The organism is Rhizobium sp. 57MFTsu3.2, from assembly GCF_012932765.1.
GTDB classification, from domain to species: Bacteria; Pseudomonadota; Alphaproteobacteria; order Rhizobiales; family Rhizobiaceae; genus Rhizobium; species Rhizobium altiplani.
Genome location: NZ_JDWI01000002.1, coordinates 130585 through 152866, shown reverse-complemented (window position 1 = coordinate 152866; position 22282 = coordinate 130585). Strand labels below are relative to the sequence as shown.

Genomic DNA, 22282 nt, shown 5'->3' with positions numbered 1-22282 from the left:
CTCAGATGGCCGTGCCCAGCTTGCGCCGACGGGGGAAAATAACGAGGCCGAACAGGATGAAGGCTACCCGCACCACGAAGGACAAGGCGATGTATAGAGCCCCCGTGACGATATAGGTCTCGAAGGAGCGGAACGTGTCCGACTGGATGCGGTTTGCCACAGCCGTCAGTTCCTCGGCGGAAATTTGCGATGTGATCGACGAGGCGAGCATCAGCAGTACGTACTGGCTGGTCAGTGCCGGATAGACACGCTCGATCGCAGGACGCACGATGACGTGCCAATAGGTCTGGGTGCGCGTCAACCCAAGACATTCGGCGGCTTCCAACTGGGACTTGTGAATGGATTCGAGGCCCGCCCGCACGATCTCGCAGGTATAGGCACCAACATTGACCACAAGGGCTGCGACGGCTGCCGTGTTCGCCGATACCTTCAAGCCCATCGAGGCGAAGCCAAAATAGACCAGGAAGATCTGCACCAGCAGCGGTGTGTTGCGTATCGTCTCGACGTAGACCGCTACCAGAAATTTCAGCCAGGAAGGACCGTCCGCCCGCGCGATCGCGCAAAGCGTGCCGACAACGAAACCCAGGACTGTTGCGAGCGCAGAAAGCTTCAGCGTAAGCCAGACCCCCTGCAGGAACACCGGCCAGTACGGCAGGAGGGCGGAAAAGTCGAATGTATAGCTCATGCCGTCGCCTTCTGCCGGGAAACGATCGAGGAAAGAACCGGCGCTGGCGTACCGGCCCAGTCGAGGAAGGCCGCGATACGCCGTTCGACCTTCAGCGCGTGATTGCCAGCGATGTCGGCGATGCGGTGGTCGAGATAGGGATTGCGGAAGCGGTCCATGGTGGTGGCGACATAGGCGCGCGCCGCATCCTCCATCCCGCGTGCGGAGAATCCGGGCAGGACCTCGTCGCGATAGATCGCGTCGAGGCGGGTGTTGACGGCAGGGTCTGCCAGGATGGCACGAACGGTCTCATGCTCCGGACGTCCGTCGCGCTGCCAGATATCGGCAAGGACGCTGTGGCCGAGATTGAGAATATGCAGCTTGAGCCGCTCGTAGGGTTCGAGGTCGTCCGTCAGCACGATGGACGGATGCGTGCAGGGCAGGCGCAGGCCCGGCGTCCGCTCGATCGCCCAGAGCGCATAAGGCTCAGCCACCGCGCCCGCCGGCTGCAGCGGCTCGGAGACGATGCGATCGACGAGGGTGTTGGCGAAAACCACCTCCTGGTCGAGGAACCTCAGGAAATCCGCAGGGGCGCTGGCCGTCGCCGCAAGGTCGCGGACAATGGCCCTTAGCGCCGGTCCGTTGCGGTTGACGAGTTCGCAGGGCAGCACCGTCAGCGGACGCCCGCCGCGCTGCCAGCGGGCATGGAGAAGCTGAAGGAGCTTGCCGGGAAACGAGACAAGCGGCGTGTCAGCAGAAAGGCCGGTGGACGCCTCGCCAGGAGTGACCGCATAGCCTGAGTCACCGGTGTTGGAGACCACAAAATCGGCTTCGTGAGCGAAGAGATCGACGATTTCGGCCCAGTCGCCGGCGGTCGAAAGGCCGCGCGATACGCTTTTCACCGCAACGCGACGCTCGGTGGCCATGCCGTTTTCAAGGCCGCGAAGAACGACAGGAAAGCCCGCCGGATCGGAAAAGGCCGCAAGCCGACCGGCCCGCTCGGCAGAGCCCGAGGTCTGCACAATGACGACCGATGGCACGTCCTGACCCGCGTCCCGTGCCTCGTGCAGGAACAGATCCACATGCGCCTGAAGGAAGCGGCTCGTGCCGAATTGAAGGATGAGCCCTGTCATAGGCCGAACACCGGGAGGCGGCCGGTGCCCAGAAGAGGACAGCAACAGAAAAGGGTGTGAGGATGCGCTTCGCATCCATTGTCCGCGTGCATGAACTCCTCCTTCCACACAGCTGGTCTGTTTTTTTTGTATAAAAGACATTATTTGGACGGGCAATCTGTTTTTTTTATAAAAAAATCATTGTAAAAGACAAAGCGTCGGGGGGCGGCATGAAGACGAACACGCTTTACAAACGGACGCTCAATCAATGTCTTGACGTACTCGCACGCAAGTCGCCGGGATCAAAGCTTGCGTCTGAGCCGGTCCTGGCGGCCGAACTCGGCGTCAGCCGGACGACGCTGCGCGCCGTGCTGGCGGAGCTTTCGAGCAGCGGTATCGTCGCGCTCGACGGGCGCTCCAAAGTGCTCCTGCGCCTGCCGTGCGCCAAGGACTATCAGGCAGGGACTGATCTCGGGCCGCTCGCGGAGATCGTGGAACGCAAGTTCATGACCTGGATGGTGGGGCCAGATTGCAGTCCTGGCCAGAGCATCAATGCGCTCGATCTCGCCCGCCAGTTTGGGGTCTCCACGTCTGCCATCCGCGAATGCCTCAACACGTTCAGCCATTTCGGCCTGCTGGAGCGGCAGAGCAGCGGACGCTGGAAGGCCCTCGGTTTGACGGTGGACTTCGTGGCCGAGCTTTTCGACATGCGCGAATTCATGGAAATCCGGGCAGTGGAGCGCTTCATGGCGCTACCGCCCGACCATGCCGCATGGCGCACGCTTGCGTTCCTCGAACAGGAGCATCGGGAGATGCTGGCCGAAATCAGCTGGCGCTACCGCGATTTCTCCGATCTCGACCACCGGTTCCATAAGCTGGTCCACGGCATCGCCCCCAACCGGTTCTTCATCAATATCCAGGGCGTGATGTCGGTCATTTTCCACTATCACTATCAATGGAGCAAGAAAGACGAGCGACAGCGCAATCACGTCGCGGTCGAGGAACATCTGGCCTATATCGCTGCCCTTCAGAGTGGCGACCTCAAACAGGCGCGGCATGCCTGTGCCGAGCATCTGAAGACCGCCCGCTCAACGCTTCTCTCCTCGATCGAGATCGCCTCGGACTGACCACGTCGCGTCCTTTCTCGGACAGACATCGCCCGCATGTCGCCCCGGGTTCGAAATCCGCCTCGAAACCCTGCCGTCGGCAAGGCCCTTCAGTTTCCTTCGTCGGGGATATTCAGCACCTCCCCACAGGCCTTGCAATGCACGGCATCGGTATCGTGCCGCTGCAGGCCGCATCTGGGGCACGGGAACGTAACTTTGTGCGGACGCACGACCGCCTGCGCCAGCCGTACAAAAAGCGAGATGCCGACGATCATGGTGACCACCGACGTGAGCTTTCCGAGGGTTCCGGGCAGCGTGATGTCGCCGAAGCCGGTCGTTGTGACAGTTGCGACCGTGAAATAGAGGGCGTCGACGAAGCCTTCCTCACCGTTTCTGTCGTAGAAGAACGACGTGTAGACGAATCCGGTGATCAGGAAGAGGAAGACCAGGAAGTTCAGGATTGCGCGCAGAACCTCAACGAATTCGCTGCAACCAATCCGACGCAATCCTGCGAGAAGAAGGGGGCTACGGCCGAGCGCCCAGAGGCGCATGACCCGGAGGAAGGCGAAATTGAAGAGAAGGGACGGGAAGAGCAGGGTCGCCAGAATGATCAGGTCGACCCATGTCATCGGTCGAACGAGCCATGCGCCGACTGAGGGGGCTGCGACTGCGCGGGCCACCATCTCGAGAATGATCCACGCCGCAATCGCGTAATCGATGATCAGGTAGGACGGTCCCGTTCGCAGATAGGGCCCGAGGACGAAAAACGCGAGGATGGCTATATCAACCGCCATGAAAGCAGCCTGCACCGCCATCGCCTTGGCGTCATCGCTCGTTTCGAGGCGACGAAGCCAATCGCGGATAGACTGCCGATACGAACGATCACCAAGGTCGAGGATGCCCATGTATCGGAAATCTACTCGCTTTGCGCGCCTCGTTATAGATCAAAATAGCGAGGGCAAACGACATGCGTACACGACATGGGTACACTTTGGGTATGTGCTCGAACTGGCGTCAGGCAAACACCTAGTCTAGGCTGGCCAGATCTAATCGGAGCGACGGGCCTCGGCGGGCTTCTTTGACGAAGCTCGCTTGCGTTTCCCGCCCTTGCCGGGATTCGACCGCACCCGGCTTCGCAGGCTTATCCGCGATGGAATCGGTTGCGCATCGACCCGAAGCGGTTTCGCATTGATCGCTGCGATGCTTGCCTCAAGCGCAGTCAGCCCGGAAATCACATTATCGAAGATGCCCATGTCCTGCTCCGTTGTTTCTGGCAAAAAACCTAACATGGGTTCCTGGGGCAAGCCACACATATTAGAGGATTCTTATTTTTCGAATCAATCGAGCCTACCAACGCGACGACGGTGCTCCGGAATTTCGTCCTCGGACCTCAACCGCGGACGTAGTCTGCCGCAGGTCCGCCATACGCCATTTGCGGCCTGTAGCTGCGATGAGCCTGCTCCTTGTCCACCTCATCTGATGCTGACGCCCGAAAACGGCTCTTGATACCATCACAAGAATAATTTCAGTATCATCGGGGGAAGGGCAGCCAAACCAGGAGAGCACCGTCGCGTCAAGATTTGCAAGCGCTTGCAAGAGCTTGACGGCGAGGTAGGCCTTGGTCATGACGGCACCGCGGACGGCATCGGCAATCGCTCCGTCTTATTTTTGTCGTTGCCGCGGAAATCGAGCGCAGCGCTTTACAGAACCGATGGCGAAACCGCGCTCTTTCATTGCCACGTACAGCGCTCGACGCTGCCCTGACTGCTACATCGAGCCTTGAACGTGATTGGCAGCGTGTGGCAAGGTCGCGCCCACCACCCTAGACAGACGAAGCAAAGGGAACCCGGCATGTCGGATTTGCCAAATGAAGAGACAAGTTGCCCGGACCCAGCGACTGCAGAAGCGCCAAAACCAATGGGCATCCTCCAGCGGCGCAAGATCGAAGCGGCCATTATCGCGCCGATCTATGATGAGTTGAGGCAGCGGCTGGGCGAAGCGGAGGCACAGGCGATCATCGATGCCGCTGTAAGCAAGGCGGCGATGCGGGCCGCCCGTGAATTCGCAGACGCGACGGAGGAAGGCACCAGTCTGTTGACGTTTCAGGCGCTGCAAAGCCTTTGGACGCAAGATGACGCCCTTGAAATCGAGGTCGTCCGGGCGGATGACAAGGTGTTTGACTACAACGTCCTGCGCTGTCGTTATGCCGAAACCTACCGCGAGATGGGGCTCGGCCATATAGGCCATCTCCTGTCCTGTAACCGGGATGCCGTCTTCTGCAAAGGCTACGATACTCGCATCAAAATGTCTCGAACGCAGACCATCATGCAAGGCGCGACACATTGTGACTTCCGGTATGTCCTGGAGGAGAAAACCGCGCCGTAGCCGGTCACCGCCAGGGCAATTCAACCAGGCTTCATTTCCACGAAGATCGCTGACCTCGTCAGCGGACAGCGGGAGCCTCCGGCGTGGTCCAAGGAGCGCCCTTCGAGCACTCCCACAGGATCACTTCCACCGATTTTGCGAACCGAGATTGGCATGGGGAGCCGAGGACAGTCGATCAGGGCGCGCAGCCTCTTTAATGGGCAGCAGGTATATTTGCCAGCTGGCTCGGCGGCCTGAAAAAGCGACCATCGTCCCTGGCGTCTTCCAGCGAAACGGGCTCGCCCATGGGGTTAAAAAACAAGCATATTCTGAAAGCGAAAGATCATCCTATGCATCACACGCATAGGTGAGGTGAGATATTGTCACTGTTTTAAACCGATTGAACCACCTATATCTCAACCATCGAAACGACGCCGGAGCCAAGCAAGGTTGCTGACGTCATTAGCCCTCAGGAAAGGGGATTATCATGAACGTAGCACGCTCTTTCAACAACTGGCGCAAGTTCCGTCAGACTGTTAACGAACTCGGCCGTATGTCCAGCCGCGAATTGCAGGACCTTGGCATCGACCGCGCCGACATCCGCAGCGTTGCCCGCGCAGCGGTCGCCCGCTGACCGCGCGCACCTTCCGTCTCCAAGACTGCCCGACGCCCGCTGGTAACGCGGGCGTTTTTGCGTCGATCGCGATAGCCGAGGTCGGTTCAGGCCCTGTACTCATCGCCAGTCTTACCAGCTTGCATTATTTGCATAGCTGCAGTGCAACATAAGACATGGAAACTGCCGCCGAACGATGTAGTGTTGGAGCTGTCGAAGCAATGCACCTCCTCCCGCAAGGCTTCGAGTTTCAGACGGCCAATCTCCTCCCAGGGACGTCTGAAGGAACAGCGACACTCCTCCTCCCAGTCGCTGTTCGGTTCTTTTCGAAAAGCCTGCCGCACCTCCTCCCGCGGCAGGCTTTTTGCTTTTGGGCCATGTCTCGCTCAAAGGCAGGGATCGAGTTGCGGCAGTTTTCCTTCGTCGCGCACACAGATGCAGGAATAGTGGTGCAGCGCTTGCCCGGGGCCAATCTGGAGCCTTCGAATTCCTGTTAAGCCCCCGCGCGATTGCTTCTCGCCGGTTCCATCGCACTAAGAAGTTTCCTGAACCTCCAGTCCGGCTTGGCTTACCAGCGCAGTAGCGACCGCGATGTCAACGCGCCGAGGATGCCGCACAGGACGATGCCGAGCGTGTACCAGAGCGCTACGAAAGGCAGTCCGTTTTCGATGCAGCCCCAGGAATAGGTCCAGGCACCGACGGCCCCAGCCGTGATGCCGGCGACAAATCCCGCCAGACGAAGATGGGTCGGGGCCGCGCGGCGCAGGAACCAGATATTGGCGGCGAAGACCGGAAGGGCCGCACCAAGGATGATTATCGGGCAAAACCAGGAGGAAATGCCGAATATCAATGCCGGATAGTCGCTTGCCGGAGATGCATGCAATTGCCACAGGCCAAGTGCGACCAGGATCAGGTAGATGATAAGAGCGGCAATACCGCGGCTGCGTGGAACGCCACCCGGTCGAGCGACGATCATCAGCGCGCCGATGCCGGTTAGCGCGAGCAACAGCGGATAGAAGGACTTGACCCAGAAGGCCGGCAGATGAAGCGCTGTCGACAGGTCGGGCCTCAAGCCATGCGCAAAGAATATCAGGGCCGCCGACAGCACAAGACCAGGCGCCAGAGCCAATGCCAGCAGCCGCCCGAGCGCACCCGGCGAAACCGGCCGCAGGTCTCGTGCCAGAGCGTTGATGAGGTCATCGGTCGTCACTTACCTTCGCCTTTCAATTTCGCCGCCATTGCCTGTATGCCGCGGAATACACTGATCTTGACCGTGGCTTCGCTGCGCCCGCTGCTTGCCGCAGTTTCGGCGACGGAATGTCCTTTGAGCCTTACATCCCGGATCATCTCGCCCTGCCATGCCGGCAGGCTTTTCAGTAACCGGTCGATATCCATGCCCGCGGCGATCGCATCCTCGCTATAGGCGTCCACCATGTCTTCGACCATCTCCAGACCGAGATAGGAACGTCCACCCGTCCTGCGGTGGTGATCCACCAGCTTGTGGCGCGCGATGGTGAAGAACCATGCCGTGAACGGCCTGCCCCGATCATAGGTGATCCTGCGTTGATGCAGGGCGAGCAGTGTTTCCTGAACAAGGTCCTCAACGTCGGCCGAGGCTGAGCGGTAGAGCCGTCGCGTGTAGTAGCTTGCAAGCAGATGCCGCAGCATCTCGAGCAGACAGCGATATGCCGCCTCGTCGCCATCGAGGGACAAGAGCATCAGGGCTTTCAGCTCGGGCTCGGTCAATTGCTTCATGTCTATGAGCACTCATACGGCCAGATGAGGAAACCGTTACACGCGGGCGAAAGGAAAAGCGAGAAAACTGAAGCGACAGAATTTTCACGATCACATGACCGTGATGCCTGTAACCGGTCAGCGCTACGGCCGAAGGAGCCGATGTGACCGTCGTCGCATCCTGCGGCGACCACGCAACCTGGGAGAACCAGCATGAGCATTCGTCCTTTCGCCGTCACTGCAGGCACGGTCTTTCTCGGTCTTTTCCTTGCCGCTGGCGGGACCAGCGCACAGACGGGCACGGACACGATGAAGAAGTCCGACACGATGAAAATGGACAGCATGAAGACCGGCTCCATGAAAACAGACAGCATGAAGATGGGCATGAGCAAGGCCGACTGCATGCACAAGGCCGGCATGGAGAAGGACAGCATGAAGAAGACCGAAATGATGAAGAGCTGCGATGCGATGAAGTGATCAGGTGGCGCCTTTGCCGGTGAAACTCCGGCGGGGGTGGCGCCGTATAGCAAGATGACGACTGCTGTGAGGACGCGATCAATGGAAACTGCTGATCTTGGCATGACGAGCGGACGAAGGCTGATCCGTCGCCACAGCCTGACTGTGCGCCTGTCGCACTGGCTTAACGTGTTGTGCATGACGATCCTGCTGTTCAGCGGGCTGCAGATCTTCAATGCCCATCCGGCCCTGTACTGGGGCCAATATGGTGCTGACAGCGATCCATCCTTCCTCTCCCTGGAGGCGGTGGAGCAGGGGGATGCCATCCGGGGTGTCACTCGCGTCGGCGGGCTTTCCTTCGACACGACCGGAACGCTCGGGGTGTCGAATGTTGATGGCGAACCCACGGCGCGCGGGTTCCCCGCCTGGATCACGCTCCCGAGCTACCAGGATCTCGCAACCGGGCGCCGGTGGCACTTTTTCTTTGCATGGCTGTTTGTCGTCAACGGCCTGATCTACCTGGGCTACGGTCTTCTTACCCGCCATTTCCGCCGCGACCTGTTGCCGACGACCGACGAACTGGCCCCCGCGCATCTGGCGCAGGAGGTTGTCGACCATGCCCGACTACGTTTCCCCAAGGGTGAAAAAGCGCGCAGCTACAATGCCTTGCAGAAGCTGACCTATCTGCTGGTAATCTTCGTGGCTCTGCCGCTGATGATTGCCACCGGCCTCACCATGTCACCGGGGTTCGATGCTTTCGCACCATGGCTCATCGATCTTTTTGGCGGTCGTCAGTCGGCCCGGACGCTGCATTTCATTACCGCCAGCTCACTCGTTGCCTTCGTTGTCGTCCACGTTGCGATGGTTCTGGTGTCCGGCGTCTTTAACAACATGCGTTCGATGATCACCGGTCGCTACGCGATCCAGACGGAGCCAAAGCGATGAGCAGCCTCATAACCCGCCGCCGATTTCTGATTGGCTCGACGCTTGGCGCATCGGCGCTTGGTCTCAGCGGCTGCGACATGTTGGTCGAAAACCCGAAAGTGCAGTCGGTCCTGAAGATCGCCGAGGGCCTGACGATGCGCACGCAGCGCCTGCTGATCGGAGATGACGCACTCGCGCGCGAATTCACCATGGCGGACATCTCGCCGACCTTTCGAGCCAATGGCACGAGCATGCCGGACGGGGCGCAATATCAGGAGCTGCTCGGCCGGAAGTTCCAGACGTGGCAGCTGCAGGTCGGCGGTCTGGTCGAGCGTCCGGCGGCTTTCTCGCTCGCCGCATTGAAAGCGATGCCGTCGAAAACCCAGATCACCCGGCACGACTGCGTCGAGGGCTGGAGCGCCATCGGCCAGTGGACCGGCGTTCCGCTCGGCGCCCTGTTGCATCAGGTCGGCCTGAAGCCAGAGGCGCGCTATATCGTTTTCCATTGCGCCGACGAATACGAGAAAACACTCGACAACAGCGGCTGGTATTACGAGAGCATCGATCTCGTCGATGCCTTCCATCCGCAAACGATCCTCGCCTATGCGATGAATGGTCGGGACCTCGAGGTACCGCATGGCGCGCCGCTCAGGCTCCGGGTCGAGCGGCAGCTCGGCTACAAACAGGCAAAATACCTGATGCGCATCGAGGCGCTTGCCGATCTGTCTGGTCTTTATGGCGGCAATGGGGGGTTCTGGGAAGACCGCGGCTACGAATGGTACGCCGGAATTTGATGTTCGCGGGGCCGGCCTGTTGGCAGCGCCTCGAGAAAGCCGACGGTTTCAACCCGCATCCGCCGGCCGTTTCGATGTCAGGGTTTCAAGAAGGAAAAGCAGATGTCCCCTATTTTCAAAACCGGCTTTACGTTGCTTGCAGGCGCGCTGATGGCCGTCACCGTGGGCTTTTCGGCAAACGCTGCGGACCCGATCCGCGTCCGTGGCACGGTCGAGGGCCTCGAGGGCAGCACGCTGTCGGTGAAGACACGCGAAGGCACCGATGCCAAGATCATGCTCAAGGATGGCTGGAAGGTTTCGAGCGTCGCCAAGGCGTCGATTGACGACATCAAGCCAGGTGATTTCGTTGGCATCGCGTCCCTGCCCACCGCCGACGGTGGTGATGGCGCACTCGAAGTGCTGATTTTCCCTGCCGCCATGAAAGGCACCGGCGAGGGCAGTTATGCCTGGGACCTGAAGCCAAACAGTTCGATGACCAACGCGACCGTGGCCGATGCGGTCAAATCGGTCGACGGCCGAACCGTGACGGTAAAGTACAAGGGCGGTGAGAAGAAAATCTCCATCCCGGACGGCACGCCCGTCGTCACCTTCGCTCCGGCGACCGAGAGCGACATCAAGAGCGGCGCGACAGTGTTCATTCCGTCAGAACGGGCTGCCGATGGCTCGATGTCCGCCCTTCGCGTCGTTGTCGGCACCCACGGCATCGTGCCGCCGATGTGAAAGTTTGGAAGGCGACCTTGGGAGGGCATGCCGGGACAGGCCTGGGCCCGGGCTTCGGCTGCAGGAGCCTGCCCTCCCATCTGCATACAAGGAACCTCGAACGACAGGAACGGAGGCCTCTTCTAGAGGCCTCCGGATGTTCGAGGAGGATATAGTCAAGCCGTTCGCCAGGGTCTGATATTCTTGCCCAGGCCGTCATGGCGTAGGGCCCGTGGTAAGGCAGCATTCGGCGCGACACTGCATAGAGCCCTTTTGGCCCTCTCGGGTGTCTCGACGAAGATGGCGGCGTTCTCCGAGGCTCCTGTCGTCGAGGAGAAGGAGACTGTACCGGTCGCAGTGGACAAGACCGTCAGGAAGAAATCCAACATCCTCGGCTGGGCTAGCACGGCATTCGGTGGCGGTGGGTTCGGTCTTGCTGCCTTCTCTGGCTTCGACTGGCGGGCCTTGGTTGTCATCCTCGGTTTTGCCGTTGTTCTCACCATTGGCATGCATGGTGGGTATCGGCGTGGTATGGGCCAATCTTAACAACACCGTGGACGATCTGAAGCAAACTCAGCGCGAGCTTGCAGACCGGTTCGACCGCGAAGCTCTCGATCGCAAGGAGCGTCAGAAGATCTACCAAGTGACCATGGACGGGATGAATACCCAGATTGGCCAGATTGCTCCGCTTCAGTACCAGCAGTCTCAAATGCTTGAGAAGGTCAGCGAGAACAAGACCAGCATCGCTCAAACAAGCGGATTGATCGCGTCGTTGAGTCCTTCGGCGGTAAGCTGGATACGGTCCTCGACACCGTCAACAAGGTCGCTACCCGAGGAGAGGTGTTGTCCGGCAAGATCGACGAGCCAACGGGAAGAGCGAAAAGTCGCTATAGGCCTTAAAACAAATACCCCGCCAGGAGGCGGGGTATAACTCGTTCCTAATTGGTTGTGTATTGCCCAGCTTACTCAGCAGGCAGCGCGTCTCATAGGGACGTCGTGCGATGCGATATTGATCTCCCTGAGAGCCTGAACCATCTTGTGCGGCTCAGAATTGATCAGAAGGAGATATGCCCTCATCGCCTGCACAGGCCGCGAACGGCCCTGTTCCCACTGCTTGAGTTGGTCTAAGCCAAACCCGAACGTCGACGCGAAATCTTTCTGCGTCAGACCCGTGCGCACACGTATGGCCTTGACATCGATCTCGGCCGGCACATGGAGCTTGTAAGGTTCGGCTTCGTCGCGAGCAACGGCCAAAGCCTCATTCAAGCCCTCTGCGATTTGATCGAATACCTTCTTGCTCATTGTCATTCTCCTACTGCGATCGGTAAAACCCGTCTTGAATATTCTTGGACCACACGGTCAGATATTTTCTTCAGATCGTTCCGCTCGCCCTTGGTGAGATTGGATTTCTGACCTTTCCCAAAGGCGGTGATCAGGAACACAGGAAGATTCTCCCCGGAAAACAGCGTGATGGTTCGAACACCGCCGCTCTTACCTTTGTTATTTCCTCTAATGGCCCAGCGTAGCTTTTTACACCCACCGGTGCCTTCCATCTCGTCTCCCGCATCAGGGTTCTCTGACAGATGATCGACCAGAGCTTCTATGTCCTGTTCGGACATCCCGGCTGCCAGAGCAGCCTTGCGGAAAGACCAGAGTTCTGTGACCGTGTGCATGGACCTCTTATGTGAGTAAAATACGCACCTAGTCAATACGTATTTCACATTAAAGTTCCGTAAATAGACCTTAGAGGTAGGCTTCGCGCGAGGTAGAGTTACTCGAGACCTAGTACCTCTTCAAAGACTTAACCCTCTTCGGAGGAATGCAAGCGGCCCGCAATCGGGGTGCGGGCCCCGTGATCATAGCACGGGCGCCCTTGGTGGGGCGCTCTACTGCGTTTGCCGCCCGATTACGTCAATGCTACCGTTCGACCGTAGCGATAGAGATGGCCAAGCCACGTGCACGATTCCCGAATGGATTCCGTTACATTAGAGCTTCAAAGGGACATCTACGTGGCGGGGCACGCGCTGCGTAAAGGCAGCTATTCCGGTCTCCGTTTTGAAGCAGCGCATCGGGCGACAAAAAGCCGCCCGACGCAGGTTTTTCGCTTGGAACCGCCACCCGATGATTGTGGTGGCCTTCAAACGACTCTTGACGTCACGGCTCTGTAGCCAACGGCACAATAATAGTCGTTTCAAGCGGCTGAACTCCGGCCAAAAAAAGCCCCGCGGAAGTGCAAGACCAAGCGGGGCTCTCAGTTGGGGAGACGACGGTGGGGGAACTCGCAAAGGCATAGACCGTCTCTCGGTTTACGTGGCCATTGGTCTGCTTCTTCCTGCGCTTCAGCGTCACGCCGTGCCACGGATTCGGCGTGTCGGTGCGGAATAGCTCCGGATGGTGCGGCTTCATCCGTTTCCACATGGCCTTACAGTAGGTGACGACCTTCTCGGCCATGCGAGTGCCGCCGAACTGCGTTCCAACTGCGGCGTCCTTCGACTTGCTCCGCTCACCTCCACGAATGCATTGACGCTACTCGTGTCGTGTCCCGCCATTGACACCACCATCGCTCCATGTATTCTTTTATAAAAGCGCATATACCATAATTGTGGAACAAAACGGGAGATAGATATGAGAATGAAGCTCGCATTCCTCGTCGCCACGGCGTTGATCGCAACACCGTCTTTTCTGCTGGCGCAGGAAAAAGGCGGCGTGATCAACGTCGCCACGATTGGCGAACCGCCCACACTCGATCCGATGACGTCGACAGCCGACCTTGTCGGTATCGTCACGCAGCATATCTTCGAGACGCTTTATACGTTCGACAAGAAGTGGGCCGTAACGCCGCTATTGGCCGAAAGCCTTCCTGAGGTTAGCGCCGACGGGAAGACCTACACGATCAAGCTGCGCACGGGCATCAAGTTTCATGACGGCAGCGACATGGCATCCGACGACGTCGTTGCCTCGCTCAACCGTTGGACCAAGCTTGCCTCACGCGGGAAACAGGCTGCTAGCTTTATCGAGTCGATCACTGCAACCGACGCATCGACCGTCACGATCAAGCTGAAACAGCCCTACGCTCCACTGGTCTCGCTGCTTGCCTTCAACAACTCCGCTGCGATCATCATTCCCGCGGAAAAGCAGGCCGACACGATGACGGATTTCATCGGCACCGGCCCATACATGCTGAAGGAGCGTAAGGCTGACCAATATATCCAGCTCGTTCGCTTCAATGACTACAAGCCGCGCTCCGGCGACAGTGATGGCTATGGCGGCGCCCGCCATCAGTATCTCGACGAAATCCGCTTCGTACCGGTGCCGGATGCCAACACCCGCGTCGAGGCCGCCGTCTCTGGCCAATACGACTATATCGACTCCCTGCCGGTCGAATCCTACGACAAACTCAAGTCGTCAACGGCAACCCAGCCGCTGCTCCTGAAGCCGTTTGGCTACCCGGTATTCGTCTTTAACACCGCTGCCGGCGTTACAAAGAACGTTGCGATCCGCAAGGCAATCCGCCAGGCGCTCAGTATGGAAGACATGATGGGAGCCGCCTTCGGCGGTACGGACTTCTACGCGGCGGATGGCAACATCTATCCTGGCAACTTCGCCTGGAGCACGGACGCAGGTGTCAAAGGCAACTACAATGTCGCGGATCCGGAAGGCGCAGCCACGGCTGCCAAGGAGGCAGGCTACAACGCTGAGCCCATCCGCATCCTGACCAGCCGCCAGTACGAGTTCCACTACAAGATGGCCCAGGTCGCGGCCGAATATCTGAAGCTGGCGGGCTTTACGGTGGACCTCCAGGTTGTCGACTGGGCGACGCTGACACAGCGCCGCACCGACAAGGCGCTGTGGGACATCTATATCAGCCACAGCCCGTTCCTTCCGGAACCGGCCCTGATCGGCTCCCTGTCTCCGAGCTCGCCTGGATGGTGGGACACGCCGGCGCGCAAGAGTGCCGTCGATGCGTTCACCACCGAGATCGACCCAATGAAGCGCGTTGAACTCTGGGCCAACGTCCAGAAGACGATGTACGACGAGGTGCCGTTCATGAAGATTGGCGATTTCAACGCCGTCTCGGCCATGTCAACGAAGCTTCAGGGTGTCGATCCCGCCCCCTGGCCATACTTCTGGAACGCATCGATCAAGTAGTAACCCAGCGTGCCGGGTGCTGGTCCCGAGGCCGGCATCCGTCCACGATCGTGCTGTGTTTGGACACAGGAGCCGCTTTCCATGATACGCTACATCCTTCAGCGCCTTCTTGGCATGATCGTTGTGATGTTTCTCGTCGTCACGATTGTCTTCGTGATCGTGCGTGTGACGCCCGGCGACCCCGCCGCAGTCATGCTCGGCCCTGATGCAACCACACAGGACGTTGCCGAATTGCGCGCGCGCCTCGGTCTCGACCAGTCGATCGTCGTTCAATACTTCTTCTATATAGGACAGCTTCTGAAGGCGGATCTCGGCCAGTCGATCTTCCTCAACATGCCGGTGACGTCGGCGCTTCTCGAACGCGCAGAACCCACCTTCTTCCTGACGATCTTCTCGCTCCTGATTGCAAGTGTCGTCGCACTGCCGATCGGCATCTATGCCGCCTACCGACGCGGCTCGTTCATCGATCAGTTGTCGACAACCATTGCCATGCTGGCCGCAAGCATCCCGAGCTTCTGGCTCGGCCTCATTCTCATGCAGTCCTTCGCCGTGCGCCTGAACCTGTTTCCTGTCTCCGGATACGGCGGCCCCGGCGCGTCCTTTCTTGAGCGCATGTACCACCTGACGCTGCCTTCCTTGGCCCTCGGCCTTGTCTCCTCGGCGCTGATCCTGCGCTTTACGCGCGCCTCGATGCTTGATGTGCTCGGCGACGACTACATTCGCACCGCGCGCGCCAAGGGGCTGGTCGAACGCAAGGTTGTCCTCAAGCATGCGCTGAAGAATGCCTTGATCCCGATCCTGACTGTGCTTGGCCTCACTGCCGCCGTGCTGATTTCAGGTGCTGTTGTAACGGAGACCGTGTTTGGCCTTCCGGGGGTCGGCAATCTCGTCGTCTCTGCCGTTCTCAGACGCGACTACCCCGTCATCCAGGGCGCGCTGCTGGTCATTGCCGGCCTCTACGTCCTCATCAATTTCGCAATCGACATGCTCTATCTGCTGGTCGATCCAAGGGTGCGCTACTGATGGCTGATATCGTAACCACCACCGAGAGACCCGCCGCAGCCGAGCGCAGCAAATTTCTTCGCCGCCTGTTGAGACGCAAGACGGTCGCCGCCGGCATCATAGTGCTCACGATCTTCGTGCTGTTGGCGGCATTGGCGCCCTGGATTGCGCCGTACTCGCCCTCGAAGCTGTCGATCGTCAACCGGCTCAAGCCGCCGAGTGAAATGTTCTGGTTTGGCACCGACGAGTTCGGCCGCGATGTGTTTTCACGCACCATCTATGCCGGGCGGCTGTCGCTGCTGGTTGGCGCCGCCGTTGTCGTGCTCTCTGCATTGATCGGTGTCACGCTCGGTCTGCTCGCCGGCTTCTTCCAGAAACTCGATACGCCGATCGCCCGCCTGATCGACGCGATGATGTCTTTTCCCGATATTCTCCTGGCTATCGCTCTTGTCGCAGCTCTCGGGCCATCGCTGACGACGGTCATCGTTGCCCTGTCGATCGTCTACTCGCCGCGCCTGGCGCGTATCGTTCGCGCCTCGACCCTGGTCATCCGCGAGCTACCCTATGTGGAGGCCGCGCAGGCGCTCGGCATTTCCACCTTCCATATCATGACGCGGCATGTGCTTCGCAATCTTCTGTCGCCGATCCTGGTGCAGGGCACCTTCCTGTTTGCCAGCGCCATGCTGGCCGAAGCCGGACTTTCCTTCCTCGGCCTCGGCGTCAGCCCCGAAATCCCGACCTGGGGAACCATGATCGCAGCCGGTCGTCAATATATAGGCCAGGCCGACTGGATGACCTATTTCCCGGGCTTCGCCATCATCCTCTCCGTACTGTCGCTGCAAATGGTTGGCGACGGTCTCCGGGACATGCTCGACCCAAGACTTCGAAAGGACCTTTAGAATGACCGGTGAAAAAGCGGGCAAGCCGCTCCTCATCACCAATGTAAAGCCTATGGCTTTCGGCGCGGCTTCCCCCTCCAGCAGCACGACGGACATCCTTGTCGGCGCAGACGGCAGGATCTCCGCAATCGGCCCGTCGCTTGCCGCGCCAGCAGATGCCGCGCGCGTCGACGCCAAGGGAGCCTGGATCTCGCCCGGCTGGGTCGATCTTCACGTCCATATCTGGCATGGCGGCACCGACATTTCGATCCGTCCGTCGGAATGCGGCGCCGAGCGAGGCGTCACGACGCTGGTTGATGCCGGATCAGCTGGGGAAGCCAACTTCCACGGCTTCCGCGAATATATCATCGAGCCGTCGAGAGAGCGCATCAAGGCTTTCCTGAACCTTGGCTCGATCGGCCTTGTCGCCTGCAACCGCGTTGCCGAGCTGCGCGATATCAGAGACATCGACCTCGACCGCATTCTTGAATGCTATGCTGAAAATAGCGAACACATCGTCGGCCTGAAGGTACGGGCGAGCCATGTCATCACCGGTTCCTGGGGTGTCACGCCTGTCAAGCTCGGCAAGAAGATCGCCAAGATCCTCAAGATCCCGATGATGGTCCATGTCGGCGAGCCGCCGGCGCTCTATGATGAAGTGCTTGAGATCCTCGGTCCCGGAGATGTCGTTACCCATTGCTTCAACGGCAAGGCCGGGTCGAGCATCATGGAAGACGAGGACCTCTTCAATCTCGCCGAACGTTGCGCTGGCGAAGGTATTCGGCTCGACATTGGCCATGGCGGCGCATCCTTCTCCTTCAAGGTGGCGGAAGCAGCCATCGCACGCGGCCTTCTGCCGTTCTCCATCTCGACCGACCTGCATGGTCATTCGATGAATTTCCCGGTCTGGGACCTCGCGACCACCATGTCGAAGCTCCTGTCCGTCGGCATGCCCTTCGACAAGGTCGTGGAGGCTGTGACGCACGCACCGGCCTCGGTCATCAAGCTGTCGATGGAAAACCGTCTTTGCGTTGGCGAGAGGGCGGATTTCACGATCTTCGACCTCATCGATGCCGATCTCGAAGCGACCGACTCCAACGGCGACGTTTCCCGCCTGCAGAAGCTGTTTGAACCGCGATATGCGGTGATCGGATCGGAGGCGATCGCGGCCAGCCGCTATATCCCGCGTGCCCGCAAGCTCGTCCGTCACAGCCACGGCTATTCGTGGCGCTGAACGGAAGGTCCAAACCGCATGATAGGAGCAGACGTGGACACGTCCCCAGCAGAGGCCGCAGCAGCGGTACAGACACCCTACGAGCGCCTCGCGGCGCTCGGCATTACGCTGCCATCAGCTCCCCCGCCCATCGCCAACTTCATTACCCATGTTCGCGAAGGCAACATCCTCTATCTGTCGGGTCAGGGCCCGCGGGAAGCGGACGGTCATCTGCACGCCGGCAAGGTTGGCAGCGAAGTGAGCACGCAAGAAGCCTATCAGCATGCACGGCTCACCGGCATCAACCTGCTGGCCGTCATGCACGACGCGCTCGGCGACCTCTCCCGGGTGAAGCGGGTGGTCAAGCTGCTCGGCATGGTCAACGCCGTGCCGCACTTCGAAAACCATCCAAGCGTCATCAATGGATGCTCGGACCTCCTTATCGAGGTTTTCGGCGAGGCCGGCCAGCACGCTCGCTCCGCCGTTGGCTTCGGCTCCCTGCCAGGCAACATCACTGTCGAGATCGAGGCGATCGTCTCGCTCAACGACTGAGGAGGTCAGGTCAGTGGTTGCGCCATCCCATCAACTTCTCGATCCGCTCCGCCGAAGCTCTCACCTGTTCGGTGTAATGGCTTTCGTCGGACAGAACCTTCTGTTCGGGCAGGACGATCGAAATGGTGGCAACGCATTGGCCTTCCCGGTCGCAGACCGGCGAAGCGATGCAGGCAACCGCGTAGTCCGACTCGGCGACCTGGATAGACAGTCGCTCCCCGAAAGCCTTGCCTGCGGCATCAGAAAGCGTGCGCGCATCGATCTCAGCGCGCCCGGTCGGCGAGGTGCGGGCGCAGCGCTTGAACAATTCTACCCGCTCGTTCTCGGGCAGGTGGCCGACAAGAAGCCTGCCGGACGCCGTCCAGTTCAATGGCACGCGCGTGCCGACACGCGAGGCAACCTGAAAATGGCTTGGGCCGTCCGCCATCGCAAGCACAAGCATGTAATCGCCGTCGCGACCGCAGACCTGCACGGTTTCGCCGGCTTGCCGGCAGAGATCGTGCATCTCGTGCGTGGCAACGCTCATGAAGTCCAGCGAACGGGCATAGGCGAGGCCATAATGATAGAGGCGCGAACCAAGCCAGATCGACCCATCCGAGTTGCGAGCCAGCATGTTCTTTTCGACCAGGTCGTCGATGATAACGTAGACGGTGGAAAGCGGAGCCCGGACTGCCTTGGCAATCGCGTAAGCACCCGCTGGAGAACCGGTTTCGTAAAGATAATCAATTACCTGCAAGGCACGGTCAATACCGCTGACGCGAGAGCGCCGCGCGCCTTTTGCGTCGGCCGCCTCGATCGATGCGGCCTCATAGAGGGGGGCTGCGGATGAGGTCTTGGTGTCCAATTCAACGCTCCTCGTCTGATAACGAGAAGCTATTACATTACTATGGCATAACTGTCGATGGCAATTCGCAACCTGCCGCCACTCTGGAGAAATAGAATGTCCGATGATATCCGCACCAAGATCGGCCTGCGCCCGGTCATCAACGTGTCCGGCACCATGACAAGCCTCGGCGCATCGATCGTCGTGCCGGAAGCGATAGAGGCGATGGCAGCGATCCTGCCGCAGTTCGTCGAGATCAACGAACTGCAACGCAAGGCAAGCAGCGTCATCGCACGGCTGACTGGTGGTGAAGCTGGCTTTGTCACCGCATCGTGCTCGGCCGGCATAAGCCTCGCCGTCGCCGGCGCCATCACCGGCGACAATCTCCTGGCCATCGAGAAATTGCCCGATGTGACTCCCGAGAAGAACGAAGTCCTCGTGCAGATGGGCCATGTTGTCAGTTACGGCGCGCCGGTTGATCAGGCCATCCGCCTCGCCGGGGGCAAGGTCGTCCTGATTGGGCAGGCAACCTCGACGCATCGTTTCCATATGGAAAATGCCATTACCGAGAAAACGGCGGCGGCCGTCTATGTCGTGTCGCATCATGTTGTCGACTACGGCTTGCTTCATCTTACCGAATTTGTCGAGATCGCGCATGCGAAGGGCGTTCCGGTGATCGTTGATGCGGCCTCCGAATACGATCTCAAGCTCTTCCTGGCGCAAGGAGCCGATATCGCGCTTTATTCCGGCCACAAGTTCCTCGGCGGCCCGACCTCCGGCATCGTCGCTGGCAAGAAGGAATTGGTGCGCAGCGCCTTCCTGCAGAACATGGGGATCGGCCGCGGCATGAAAGTCGGCAAGGAAAGCGTCTATGGCGTCATGGCTGCGTTAGAAGCTTGGGAAAAGCGCGATCATGCGGCTATCCGGGAACGTGAGACCGCCTGCCTGAACCTCTGGAAGAACGAACTGGACGATCGCCCGGGCGTGACGGCACTGATCGAGCCCGATCCTACCAACAATCCGCTTGACCGCTTGCGGGTGGTCATATCGCCGACGGAGGCACACATCACCGCCTGGGATCTCGCTGCCGCTCTGTCGCAGGGCAACCCGCCGGTCATCGTGCGCGACCACGAGGTCGAGCATCAGCATTTCTATCTCGATCCCTGCAACCTCCACCCTGGCCAGGAAGAGATCGTCGCCGTCCGCCTTGCAGAAGAGCTCAACAAGGCTCGTGCCTCGAACGAGATCATCGCCACCCCGTTCGAAAACCGCAGCAAGCATCGTTTTGACGGCATGCTGCGCTGGCCGGACTGAGGACCGACAGGCGACAAACGATAGAAGGAAGGGAACGATCATGAGCCCCATAGAGACAAGCACCGCACGGTCCGTCGATCCGGTTCTGTCTGTCCAGAACCTGACCACCTCGTTTCTGGTGGATGGCGGATTAAAACCCGTCGTGCGGGATGTTTCCTTCTCTGTGGCATCGCAAGAAACGGTCGCGATCGTCGGCGAAAGCGGCTCGGGCAAGAGTGTCACGTCGCTCTCGATCATGCGGCTCCTGCAGCCCGATTCGAGCCGCATCGAGGGCAAAATCATGCTGGGTGGCCGCGACCTGCTGTCACTTTCCGAAAATGAGATGCGAAAGGTCCGCGGCAATGACGTCTCGATGATCTTTCAGGAACCGATGACGAGCCTCAATCCGCTCTTTACCATTGGCGACCAGATCTCGGAGGCATTGCTGTGCCACCAGGCGATGTCGAAGGCCGAGGCGAAGGCGGAGACGATCCGGTTGCTGGAAAAGGTCCGCATCCCGTCCGCCGCATCTCGTTTCGATGAATACCCGCATCGCTTCTCCGGCGGCATGCGCCAGCGCGTGATGATCGCCATGGCTCTGGCTTCCAGGCCAAAGCTCTTGATCGCCGACGAACCGACGACGGCACTCGACGTAACGATCCAGGGGCAGATCCTCGATCTCATCAAGATGCTGCAGGACGAGCAGGGGACCTCGGTCCTGTTCATCACTCACGACATGGGCGTCGTTGCCGAAATTGCTGACCGCACAGTCGTCATGTATCGCGGTGAGCAGGTGGAAACCGGTGCCACCGCCGACATCTTCCACCGTGGAAAGCATCCCTACACCCGCGCCCTGCTGTCTGCCGTCCCGGTGCTTGGATCAATGCAGGCCTATGCGCGGCCATTGCGCTTTCCTGTTGTCAACACCGCAACCGGTGAAACGGACAAGCAGGTCGAAGTGCCTGACACCGTATCCAAGGACAAACCGATCCTTGAGGTGAAGGGGCTCACCAAGCGGTTCGACATCCACTCGGGGCTGTTTGGACGACTGAGCGGCCGCGTGCATGCCGTGGAGAACGTTTCCTTCGACCTTTTCGCCGGCGAGACGCTGTCGCTGGTCGGCGAGTCCGGTTGTGGCAAATCGACCACAGGGCGCGCCATCATGCGGCTGATCGAACCGGATTCGGGATCCGTTCTGGTCGCAGGACGCGACGTGCTCGCTCTCGACAAGCGCGGGATGCGCGATATGCGCAAGTCTGTGCAGATGATCTTTCAGGACCCGTTTGCATCGCTCAACCCACGCATGACCGTCGGCCAGGCGATTGCCGAACCCTACCTCGAGCACAAGATGGGCACAGCAAGAGAGGCAAAGGACGTCGTCGCTGACATGCTCCTGAAGGTCGGGCTGACACCCGATATGGCAAGACGTTACCCGCATGAATTCTCTGGCGGCCAGCGACAGCGCGTCTGTATCGCCCGGGCCTTGGCACTTAAACCGAGGGTCATCGTCGCTGATGAAAGTGTCTCGGCACTCGACGTGTCCATCAAGGCGCAGGTCATCAACCTGATGCTCGATCTGCAGCACAACCTCGATCTCGCCTTCCTGTTCATTTCGCATGACATGGCGGTCGTCGAACGCGTCAGCCACCGTGTGGCGGTCATGTATCTTGGCGAGATCGTCGAAATCGGCCCGCGCGCGGCAGTCTTCGGCAACCCGCAACACGACTACACCAAGAAACTCATGGCCGCGGTTCCGGTGCCGGATCCGGACCGTCGCCGCCAGAAACGAATGGCTGTTGTCGAGGAGCTGAAGAGCCCGATCCGGCCTGTCGAATACGAGGCTGGACGGCGCGAATATCGAACCGTTTCGCCAGGACATCTCGTGATAAGCTGACGGTTCTGCGCC

The 22282-nt window shown here is 59.6% G+C and carries 25 protein-coding genes; 16 read left to right on the top strand and 9 right to left on the bottom strand.

Features of this window, described 5'->3' with window-relative positions; translation table 11 throughout:
* Window position 1: 1 nt before the first annotated feature.
* A complete protein-coding gene (locus AF71_RS03240) occupies window positions 2–685 on the bottom strand; it encodes an amino acid ABC transporter permease (protein ID WP_025658443.1) in 684 nt (227 codons plus the stop codon).
* The gene (locus AF71_RS03235) at window positions 682–1797 is read right to left on the bottom strand and encodes a mannitol dehydrogenase family protein (protein WP_169679890.1); all 1116 of its coding nucleotides are present in this window, start codon (window positions 1795–1797) and stop codon (window positions 682–684) included. Before AF71_RS03235 ends, AF71_RS03240 begins: the two co-directional genes overlap by 4 nt.
* A gap of 209 nt (window positions 1798–2006) precedes the next feature.
* Between AF71_RS03235 and AF71_RS03230 the strand changes: the two genes are divergently transcribed.
* Complete coding sequence (locus AF71_RS03230) at window positions 2007–2903, top strand: GntR family transcriptional regulator (protein WP_169679888.1); 897 nt, start codon at window positions 2007–2009, stop codon at window positions 2901–2903.
* Between the two features lie 89 nt (window positions 2904–2992).
* Here the strand turns inward: AF71_RS03230 and AF71_RS03225 are convergent, their stop codons facing one another.
* On the bottom strand, window positions 2993–3787 hold the full coding sequence (locus AF71_RS03225; protein ID WP_169679885.1) for an ion channel: 795 nt from the start codon (window positions 3785–3787) through the stop codon (window positions 2993–2995).
* Between the two features lie 1012 nt (window positions 3788–4799).
* Between AF71_RS03225 and AF71_RS03220 the strand changes: the two genes are divergently transcribed.
* Window positions 4800–5267, top strand: coding sequence for an L-2-amino-thiazoline-4-carboxylic acid hydrolase (locus AF71_RS03220; RefSeq protein ID WP_018855571.1), 468 nt, complete (start codon window positions 4800–4802; stop codon window positions 5265–5267).
* A 466-nt stretch (window positions 5268–5733) separates the two neighbouring features.
* Complete coding sequence (locus AF71_RS03215) at window positions 5734–5880, top strand: DUF1127 domain-containing protein (RefSeq protein ID WP_018855572.1); 147 nt, start codon at window positions 5734–5736, stop codon at window positions 5878–5880.
* Window positions 5881–6427: 547 nt separating this feature from the next.
* Here AF71_RS03215 and AF71_RS03210 read toward each other — a convergent pair.
* Together AF71_RS03210 and AF71_RS03205 are read right to left on the bottom strand one after the other, a co-directional pair.
* Window positions 6428–7069, bottom strand: a complete 642-nt coding sequence (locus tag AF71_RS03210; protein WP_169679883.1) for a DUF1109 domain-containing protein — start codon at window positions 7067–7069, stop codon at window positions 6428–6430.
* Complete coding sequence (locus tag AF71_RS03205; RefSeq protein ID WP_025658450.1) at window positions 7066–7614, bottom strand: sigma-70 family RNA polymerase sigma factor; 549 nt, start codon at window positions 7612–7614, stop codon at window positions 7066–7068. Before AF71_RS03205 ends, AF71_RS03210 begins: the two co-directional genes overlap by 4 nt.
* Window positions 7615–7806: 192 nt before the next feature.
* Between AF71_RS03205 and AF71_RS03200 the strand changes: the two genes are divergently transcribed.
* The 6 genes from AF71_RS03200 to AF71_RS03175 all read left to right on the top strand — a co-directional run bounded on the left by AF71_RS03200 (window position 7807) and on the right by AF71_RS03175 (window position 11397).
* Complete coding sequence (locus AF71_RS03200; protein WP_025658451.1) at window positions 7807–8070, top strand: hypothetical protein; 264 nt, start codon at window positions 7807–7809, stop codon at window positions 8068–8070.
* An 81-nt stretch (window positions 8071–8151) separates the two neighbouring features.
* On the top strand, window positions 8152–8994 hold the full coding sequence (locus AF71_RS03195) for a cytochrome b/b6 domain-containing protein (protein ID WP_169679881.1): 843 nt from the start codon (window positions 8152–8154) through the stop codon (window positions 8992–8994).
* Window positions 8991–9767 (top strand): molybdopterin-binding protein, encoded by a 777-nt coding sequence (locus AF71_RS03190; protein ID WP_169679878.1) that lies wholly within the window; start codon window positions 8991–8993, stop codon window positions 9765–9767. Before AF71_RS03195 ends, AF71_RS03190 begins: the two co-directional genes overlap by 4 nt.
* Window positions 9768–9917: 150 nt before the next feature.
* Complete coding sequence (locus AF71_RS03185) at window positions 9918–10487, top strand: hypothetical protein (RefSeq protein WP_245267911.1); 570 nt, start codon at window positions 9918–9920, stop codon at window positions 10485–10487.
* 252 nt (window positions 10488–10739) lie between these two features.
* Window positions 10740–11012, top strand: a complete 273-nt coding sequence (locus AF71_RS03180) for a hypothetical protein (protein ID WP_018855579.1) — start codon at window positions 10740–10742, stop codon at window positions 11010–11012.
* A complete protein-coding gene (locus AF71_RS03175; protein ID WP_169679876.1) occupies window positions 10978–11397 on the top strand; it encodes a hypothetical protein in 420 nt (139 codons plus the stop codon). The genes AF71_RS03180 and AF71_RS03175 overlap by 35 nt, the downstream gene beginning before the upstream one ends.
* A gap of 35 nt (window positions 11398–11432) precedes the next feature.
* On the opposite strand, the gene AF71_RS03170 is transcribed toward AF71_RS03175, so the two are convergent.
* The 3 genes from AF71_RS03170 to AF71_RS03160 all read right to left on the bottom strand — a co-directional run bounded on the left by AF71_RS03170 (window position 11433) and on the right by AF71_RS03160 (window position 12917).
* The gene (locus AF71_RS03170) at window positions 11433–11768 is read right to left on the bottom strand and encodes a transcriptional regulator (RefSeq protein WP_018855581.1); all 336 of its coding nucleotides are present in this window, start codon (window positions 11766–11768) and stop codon (window positions 11433–11435) included.
* A gap of 2 nt (window positions 11769–11770) precedes the next feature.
* Window positions 11771–12139 (bottom strand): type II toxin-antitoxin system RelE/ParE family toxin, encoded by a 369-nt coding sequence (locus tag AF71_RS03165; protein WP_169679874.1) that lies wholly within the window; start codon window positions 12137–12139, stop codon window positions 11771–11773.
* 481 nt (window positions 12140–12620) lie between these two features.
* On the bottom strand, window positions 12621–12917 hold the full coding sequence (locus AF71_RS03160; protein ID WP_169679872.1) for a hypothetical protein: 297 nt from the start codon (window positions 12915–12917) through the stop codon (window positions 12621–12623).
* A 174-nt stretch (window positions 12918–13091) separates the two neighbouring features.
* Between AF71_RS03160 and AF71_RS03155 the strand changes: the two genes are divergently transcribed.
* From AF71_RS03155 to AF71_RS03135, 5 genes are all read left to right on the top strand, one after another.
* Window positions 13092–14615 (top strand): ABC transporter substrate-binding protein, encoded by a 1524-nt coding sequence (locus AF71_RS03155; RefSeq protein ID WP_169679870.1) that lies wholly within the window; start codon window positions 13092–13094, stop codon window positions 14613–14615.
* An 81-nt stretch (window positions 14616–14696) separates the two neighbouring features.
* On the top strand, window positions 14697–15638 hold the full coding sequence (locus AF71_RS03150; protein WP_169679868.1) for an ABC transporter permease: 942 nt from the start codon (window positions 14697–14699) through the stop codon (window positions 15636–15638).
* Entirely contained in the window at window positions 15638–16516 is an 879-nt protein-coding gene (locus tag AF71_RS03145) for an ABC transporter permease (protein ID WP_169679865.1), read from the top strand. Before AF71_RS03150 ends, AF71_RS03145 begins: the two co-directional genes overlap by 1 nt.
* Window position 16517: 1 nt before the next feature.
* Complete coding sequence (locus AF71_RS03140; protein ID WP_112646751.1) at window positions 16518–17729, top strand: amidohydrolase/deacetylase family metallohydrolase; 1212 nt, start codon at window positions 16518–16520, stop codon at window positions 17727–17729.
* 33 nt (window positions 17730–17762) lie between these two features.
* The gene (locus AF71_RS03135) at window positions 17763–18260 is read left to right on the top strand and encodes a RidA family protein (RefSeq protein ID WP_348644103.1); all 498 of its coding nucleotides are present in this window, start codon (window positions 17763–17765) and stop codon (window positions 18258–18260) included.
* Window positions 18261–18270: 10 nt separating this feature from the next.
* Here AF71_RS03135 and AF71_RS03130 read toward each other — a convergent pair whose 3' ends face one another.
* Entirely contained in the window at window positions 18271–19056 is a 786-nt protein-coding gene (locus tag AF71_RS03130; protein WP_245267913.1) for an IclR family transcriptional regulator, read from the bottom strand.
* Between the two features lie 144 nt (window positions 19057–19200).
* On the opposite strand from AF71_RS03130, the gene AF71_RS03125 reads away from it, so the two are divergent.
* A complete protein-coding gene (locus tag AF71_RS03125; protein WP_169679859.1) occupies window positions 19201–20397 on the top strand; it encodes an aminotransferase class V-fold PLP-dependent enzyme in 1197 nt (398 codons plus the stop codon).
* Between the two features lie 40 nt (window positions 20398–20437).
* Window positions 20438–22270 carry an ABC transporter ATP-binding protein gene (locus tag AF71_RS03120; protein ID WP_169679856.1) on the top strand — a complete coding sequence of 611 codons (1833 nt, stop codon included), beginning with the start codon at window positions 20438–20440 and terminating at the stop codon, window positions 22268–22270.
* Window positions 22271–22282: the final 12 nt, after the last annotated feature.

Coding starts and splice junctions, on each gene's coding strand:
- AF71_RS03240 (WP_025658443.1), bottom strand. CDS start 685: ATGAGCTATACATTCGACTTTTCCGCCCTCCTGCCGTACTGGCCGGTG.
- AF71_RS03235 (WP_169679890.1), bottom strand. CDS start 1,797: ATGACAGGGCTCATCCTTCAATTCGGCACGAGCCGCTTCCTTCAGGCG.
- AF71_RS03230 (WP_169679888.1), top strand. CDS start 2,007: ATGAAGACGAACACGCTTTACAAACGGACGCTCAATCAATGTCTTGAC.
- AF71_RS03225 (WP_169679885.1), bottom strand. CDS start 3,787: ATGGGCATCCTCGACCTTGGTGATCGTTCGTATCGGCAGTCTATCCGC.
- AF71_RS03220 (WP_018855571.1), top strand. CDS start 4,800: ATGGGCATCCTCCAGCGGCGCAAGATCGAAGCGGCCATTATCGCGCCG.
- AF71_RS03215 (WP_018855572.1), top strand. CDS start 5,734: ATGAACGTAGCACGCTCTTTCAACAACTGGCGCAAGTTCCGTCAGACT.
- AF71_RS03205 (WP_025658450.1), bottom strand. CDS start 7,614: ATGAAGCAATTGACCGAGCCCGAGCTGAAAGCCCTGATGCTCTTGTCC.
- AF71_RS03200 (WP_025658451.1), top strand. CDS start 7,807: ATGAGCATTCGTCCTTTCGCCGTCACTGCAGGCACGGTCTTTCTCGGT.
- AF71_RS03195 (WP_169679881.1), top strand. CDS start 8,152: ATGGAAACTGCTGATCTTGGCATGACGAGCGGACGAAGGCTGATCCGT.
- AF71_RS03190 (WP_169679878.1), top strand. CDS start 8,991: ATGAGCAGCCTCATAACCCGCCGCCGATTTCTGATTGGCTCGACGCTT.
- AF71_RS03185 (WP_245267911.1), top strand. CDS start 9,918: ATGGCCGTCACCGTGGGCTTTTCGGCAAACGCTGCGGACCCGATCCGC.
- AF71_RS03175 (WP_169679876.1), top strand. CDS start 10,978: ATGGTGGGTATCGGCGTGGTATGGGCCAATCTTAACAACACCGTGGAC.
- AF71_RS03170 (WP_018855581.1), bottom strand. CDS start 11,768: ATGAGCAAGAAGGTATTCGATCAAATCGCAGAGGGCTTGAATGAGGCT.
- AF71_RS03165 (WP_169679874.1), bottom strand. CDS start 12,139: ATGCACACGGTCACAGAACTCTGGTCTTTCCGCAAGGCTGCTCTGGCA.
- AF71_RS03160 (WP_169679872.1), bottom strand. CDS start 12,917: ATGGCCGAGAAGGTCGTCACCTACTGTAAGGCCATGTGGAAACGGATG.
- AF71_RS03155 (WP_169679870.1), top strand. CDS start 13,092: ATGAGAATGAAGCTCGCATTCCTCGTCGCCACGGCGTTGATCGCAACA.
- AF71_RS03150 (WP_169679868.1), top strand. CDS start 14,697: ATGATACGCTACATCCTTCAGCGCCTTCTTGGCATGATCGTTGTGATG.
- AF71_RS03145 (WP_169679865.1), top strand. CDS start 15,638: ATGGCTGATATCGTAACCACCACCGAGAGACCCGCCGCAGCCGAGCGC.
- AF71_RS03140 (WP_112646751.1), top strand. CDS start 16,518: ATGACCGGTGAAAAAGCGGGCAAGCCGCTCCTCATCACCAATGTAAAG.
- AF71_RS03125 (WP_169679859.1), top strand. CDS start 19,201: ATGTCCGATGATATCCGCACCAAGATCGGCCTGCGCCCGGTCATCAAC.
- AF71_RS03120 (WP_169679856.1), top strand. CDS start 20,438: ATGAGCCCCATAGAGACAAGCACCGCACGGTCCGTCGATCCGGTTCTG.